This window comes from Parapedobacter deserti (assembly GCF_042646065.1).
Classification (GTDB): domain Bacteria; phylum Bacteroidota; class Bacteroidia; order Sphingobacteriales; family Sphingobacteriaceae; genus Parapedobacter; species Parapedobacter deserti.
Genome location: NZ_JBHRTA010000052.1, coordinates 1 through 5,562, shown reverse-complemented (window position 1 = coordinate 5,562; position 5,562 = coordinate 1). Strand labels below are relative to the sequence as shown.

2 tRNA genes and 3 rRNA genes are annotated in these 5,562 nt (G+C 54.5%); all 5 read left to right on the top strand.

Annotation, left to right across the window (positions count from 1 at the left end):
* The first annotated feature begins 479 nt into the window (after window positions 1-479).
* The 5 genes from ACFOET_RS17860 (at window position 480) to rrf (ending at window position 5,523) form a co-directional block, all read left to right on the top strand.
* Window positions 480-2,001 (top strand): 16S ribosomal RNA (locus tag ACFOET_RS17860).
* A 117-nt stretch (window positions 2,002-2,118) separates the two neighbouring features.
* Window positions 2,119-2,192 (top strand) — tRNA-Ile (locus ACFOET_RS17855).
* Window positions 2,193-2,197: 5 nt separating this feature from the next.
* A tRNA-Ala gene (locus ACFOET_RS17850) sits at window positions 2,198-2,271 on the top strand.
* A gap of 192 nt (window positions 2,272-2,463) precedes the next feature.
* Window positions 2,464-5,338 (top strand): 23S ribosomal RNA (locus ACFOET_RS17845).
* A gap of 73 nt (window positions 5,339-5,411) precedes the next feature.
* Window positions 5,412-5,523, top strand: a 5S ribosomal RNA gene (rrf, locus tag ACFOET_RS17840).
* The 16S, 23S and 5S rRNA genes sit together here with 2 tRNA genes alongside, the layout of an rRNA operon.
* Window positions 5,524-5,562 lie beyond the last annotated feature (39 nt).

The following is a 5,562-nucleotide window of genomic DNA, read 5'->3' as shown; positions in this document are numbered from 1 at the left end:
GAGTCTTACTTTTGCATCCCGTTTCTGAGGGATCGGGTTTGTTCATTGAAGTGTTTTTCCGGGGTTTAGTTGGTTGTGAGCGGGGTTTGGGAGCCTGGAAAAAAAGTTAAAAAAAATTTGCGGGGTTTAGAAAATGTTTCTACCTTTGCAGTCCCAAACGGAACGGGGGTTATACGAAAGGGTTCCGGAACCGGCGGCGCGATGCTTCCGGGGATTGAAAAGAGAGAAGATTGGTCCGGTTTACCGGGCGGTCATATACAGCCGAAGCGTGAAGCGGAGGCGCATTGAGTTCTTTAAAAGACAGAAGATATATTCATGTAGCGCAGCAAGTAGCCAGGTTTTCGGACCGGCGAAAGCTGGAAAATAAAAAAGGAAACCAGGTCATTTCCGGGCGGTTGGACATTTAACAGAAGCACTGTTGTCCGATAGCTTAAGGTTAAAAATTGAGTTTTTCGGCCGGTGATTCAACACTTCATTTTACAATGGAGAGTTTGATCCTGGCTCAGGATGAACGCTAGCGGCAGGCCTAATACATGCAAGTCGAACGGGATTCACTCCTTCGGGGGTGATGAGAGTGGCGCACGGGTGCGTAACGCGTGAGCAACCTGCCCGTCCCAGGGGGATAGCCCCTCGAAAGAGGGATTAACACCGCATGACGTTACGTTATGGCATCATAATGTAACCAAATATTCATAGGGGACGGATGGGCTCGCGTGGCATTAGCTAGTTGGTAGGGTAACGGCTTACCAAGGCAACGATGCCTAGGGGCTCTGAGAGGAGAATCCCCCACACTGGTACTGAGACACGGACCAGACTCCTACGGGAGGCAGCAGTAAGGAATATTGGTCAATGGAGGCAACTCTGAACCAGCCATGCCGCGTGCAGGAGGACGGCCCTATGGGTTGTAAACTGCTTTTGCACGGGAACAACCCCCCCTACGAGTAGGGGGCTGAGTGTACCGTGAGAATAAGGATCGGCTAACTCCGTGCCAGCAGCCGCGGTAATACGGAGGATCCGAGCGTTATCCGGATTTATTGGGTTTAAAGGGTGCGTAGGCGGCTCGCTAAGTCAGTGGTGAAAGACGATGGCTCAACCATCGCAGTGCCGTTGATACTGGCGAGCTTGAATGCGGATGAGGTAGGCGGAATGTGGCAAGTAGCGGTGAAATGCATAGATATGCCACAGAACACCGATTGCGAAGGCAGCTTACCAAGGCGCGATTGACGCTGATGCACGAAAGCGTGGGGATCAAACAGGATTAGATACCCTGGTAGTCCACGCCCTAAACGATGATGACTCGGTGTCGGCGATAGAATGCCGGCGCCCAAGCGAAAGCGTTAAGTCATCCACCTGGGGAGTACGCCCGCAAGGGTGAAACTCAAAGGAATTGACGGGGGCCCGCACAAGCGGAGGAGCATGTGGTTTAATTCGATGATACGCGAGGAACCTTACCCGGGCTTGAAAGTTAGCGACGGCACCAGAGATGGTGCTTCCCTTCGGGGCGCGAAACTAGGTGCTGCATGGCTGTCGTCAGCTCGTGCCGTGAGGTGTTGGGTTAAGTCCCGCAACGAGCGCAACCCCTGTGGATAGTTGCCAGCATGTAAAGGTGGGGACTCTATCCGGACTGCCTGCGCAAGCAGAGAGGAAGGCGGGGACGACGTCAAGTCATCATGGCCCTTACGTCCGGGGCTACACACGTGCTACAATGGGCGGTACAGCGGGCAGCCACCTGGCAACAGGGCGCCAATCCCGCAAAGCCGTTCACAGTTCGGATCGGGGCCTGCAACTCGGCCCCGTGAAGTTGGATTCGCTAGTAATCGCGTATCAGCAATGACGCGGTGAATACGTTCCCGGGCCTTGTACACACCGCCCGTCAAGCCATGAAAGCCGGGGGTGCCTGAAGCATGTGACCGCAAGGAGCGTGTCAGGGCAAAACTGGTAATTGGGGCTAAGTCGTAACAAGGTAGCCGTACCGGAAGGTGCGGCTGGAATACCTCCTTTCTGGAGCGCCCGGAAATGGGCTTGCTGCGCGCATGTATTATCTTCTGTTTTTTTGATAAAGGAGTATCAGGACACCGTTCCCTTACACGGTGGGCCCGAAAAGGCATGAATGCAGCTAGTCCCGTAGCTCAGTTGGTTAGAGCACTACACTGATAATGTAGGGGTCAGCAGTTCAAGTCTGCTCGGGACTACGAGAGGGGAATTAGCTCAGCTGGCTAGAGCACCTGCCTTGCACGCAGGGGGTCAACGGTTCGAATCCGTTATTCTCCACGGTCGGATACGGCGATTGGTACGTTTTAGGGGTTTAATGTCCCGAATACCGGTCTGCATTTATTATCCGGACAAGTTCTTTGACATACTGGAAGAAAACAAGAAGAGAAACGAGAGAGCAACAGCCGGCATGCATCAGACGATGCATGCGGCAGAGAGCATCTCCGCGGTTTGCAAAAGGGCCGCGGGGAGGAGAAAGTGAATAAGGGCACACGGGGGATGCCTAGGCTCCCAGAGGCGAAGAAGGACGCGACAAGCTGCGATAAGCCACGGGGATCGGCAAATACGAATTGATCCGTGGGTTTCCGAATGGGGTAACCTGATGTACTGAAGGTACATCGTATAATACGCGAACGCGCTGAACTGAAACATCTAAGTAGGCGTAGGAGGAGAAAACAACAGTGATTCCGCAAGTAGTGGCGAGCGAACGCGGATTAGCCCAAACCGGATATGTTACGGCATATGCGGGGTTGTAGGACCATGACATGGCATGCATGCGCGAAGTGGAAACCGGAAGGGAAGCCGGTACCATAGGGGGTGATAGTCCCGTACACGCAAGCAAGTGCAGCCTAATGGTATCCTGAGTACCGCGGGGTCGGAGACGCCCTGCGGGAATCCGGCGGCACCATCCGCCAAGGCTAAATACTCCTGGGAGACCGATAGTGAACCAGTACCGTGAGGGAAAGGTGAAAAGAACCCCGAACAGGGGAGTGAAATAGAACCTGAAACCGTGTGCCTACAAGCGGTCGGAGCGGATTTATCCGTGACGGCGTGCCTTTTGCATAATGAGCCTACGAGTTACACTTCACCGGCAAGGTTAACCCATTCAGTGGGGCAGCCGAAGCGAAAGCGAGTCTGAACAGGGCGTGCAGTCGGTGGAGGTAGACGCGAAACCTTGTGATCTACCCTTGGGCAGGCTGAAGGTGCCGTAACAGGTACTGGAGGGCCGAACCGATAAGCGTTGAAAAGCTTCCGGATGACCTGAGGGTAGGGGTGAAAGGCCAATCAAACTGGGAAATAGCTCGTACTCCCCGAAATGTTTTTAGGAACAGCGTGGTGCTTAGTTCCGCGGAGGTAGAGCTACCGATTGGGTGCGGGGGAGTCACATCCTACCAAATCCAGACGAACTCCGAATGCCGCGGGATATGCGCTGCAGTGAGGCTTTGGGTGCTAAGGTCCAAGGCCGAGAGGGAAAGAACCCAGACCATCAGCTAAGGTCCCGAAATACACGCTAAGTTGGACTAACGAGGTCCGGCTGCTTAGACAGCTAGGATGTTGGCTTGGAAGCAGCCATTCATTTAAAGAGTGCGTAACAGCTCACTAGTCGAGCGGCCGGGCGTGGATAATGAACGGGCATCAAGCGTGTTACCGAAGCTATGGGATATTTATATCGGTAGGGGAGCATTCCGGCGGGGGCGAATCCTGACCGCGAGGTTGGGTGGACTTTCCGGAAAAGCAAATGTAGGCATAAGTAACGATAAGGCGGGTGAGAAACCCGCCCACCGAAAGACCAAGGTTTCCTGATCAACGCTAATCGGATCAGGGTCAGTCGGGGCCTAAGGATAAGCCGAAGGGCGAATCCGATGGACAACGGGTTAATATTCCCGTACTTCTGGCTGCTGCGATGCGGGGACGGAGAAGTGACACCACCGCGCACTGACGGAATAGTGCGTTGAAGGGCGTAGGTATACGTTCCGCAGGCAAGTCCGCGGGATGTGCTGAAACCCGATAGTACGGCAAACCTTCGGGGGCGCCGATAGCGTGGGTAATCAAGCTTCCGAGAAAAACCGCTAAGCTTCAGGCAGTCAGTACCCGTACCGTAAACCGACACAGGTGGTCGGGGTGAGAATCCTAAGGTGCTCGAGTGAATCATGGCTAAGGAACTCGGCAAAATGGCCCTGTAACTTCGGGAGAAGGGGCGCTCCGCGCAAGCGGAGCCGCAGTGAAAAGGCCCAGGCGACTGTTTAACAAAAACACATGGCTTTGCGAAATCGAGAGATGAAGTATAAGGCCTGACACCTGCCCGGTGCCGGAAGGTTAAGGGGGGATGTTAGTCAGCAATGGCGAAGCATTGAACCGAAGCCCCGGTAAACGGCGGCCGTAACTATAACGGTCCTAAGGTAGCGAAATTCCTTGTCGGGTAAGTTCCGACCTGCACGAATGGTGTAACGATCTGGGCGCTGTCTCAGCCATGAGCTCGGTGAAATTGTGGTATCGGTGAAGACGCCGGTTACCCGCAACGGGACGGAAAGACCCCATGAACCTTCACTATAGCTTAGCATTGGAATTGGGTACAGGATGTGTAGGATAGGCGGGAGGCTTTGAATCGGGTACGCCAGTATCCGTGGAGCCGTCCTTGAAATACCGCCCTTTCTGTATCCGGTTCCTAACCCCGCTGTGCGGGGGACACTGCTTGGTGGGTAGTTTGACTGGGGTGGTCGCCTCCAAAAAGGTAACGGAGGCTTTCAAAGGTGGGCTCAGTACGCTTGGTAACCGTACGTGGAGTGCAATGGCATAAGCCCGCTTGACTGTGAGGCCTACAAGCCGAACAGGGCCGAAAGGCGGACATAGTGATCCGGTGGTTCTGCATGGAAGGGCCATCGCTCAAAGGATAAAAGGTACTCTGGGGATAACAGGCTGATCTCCCCCAAGAGCTCATATCGACGGGGAGGTTTGGCACCTCGATGTCGGCTCGTCACATCCTGGGGCTGGAGAAGGTCCCAAGGGTTCGGCTGTTCGCCGATTAAAGTGGCACGCGAGCTGGGTTCAGAACGTCGCGAGACAGTTCGGTCCCTATCTGTTGCGGGCGTTGGAATATTGAGTGGGGCTGGCCTTAGTACGAGAGGACCGGGCTGGACCGACCGCTGGTGTACCAGTTATGCCGCCAGGCGTACGGCTGGGTAGCTATGTCGGGTTAGGATAAGCGCTGAAAGCATCTAAGTGCGAAACCGGCCACGAGATGAGTGTTCCATTGAGGGTCCCCGTAGACTACGGGGTCGATAGGCCGCAGGTGTAAAGGTGGCGACATCATAGCCGAGCGGTACTAATAGCCCGAAAGCTTTCCGCGCGACGGAAAACGGCTGTTGCTTTTTTCTCGCTTTTTCAGAATGTTTTCTTCCGGTCAAATGTCATAAAGGTATTCAGGTGCCTATATCGGCGGTGTCCACCTCTTCCCATCCCGAACAGAGCAGTTAAGCCCGCCAGAGCCGATGGTATTGCCGTAACAGGCGTGAGAGTAGGTCGGTGCCGGATTTTATTAAGCCCCTTTGCGTTCGCAAAGGGGCTTTTTTT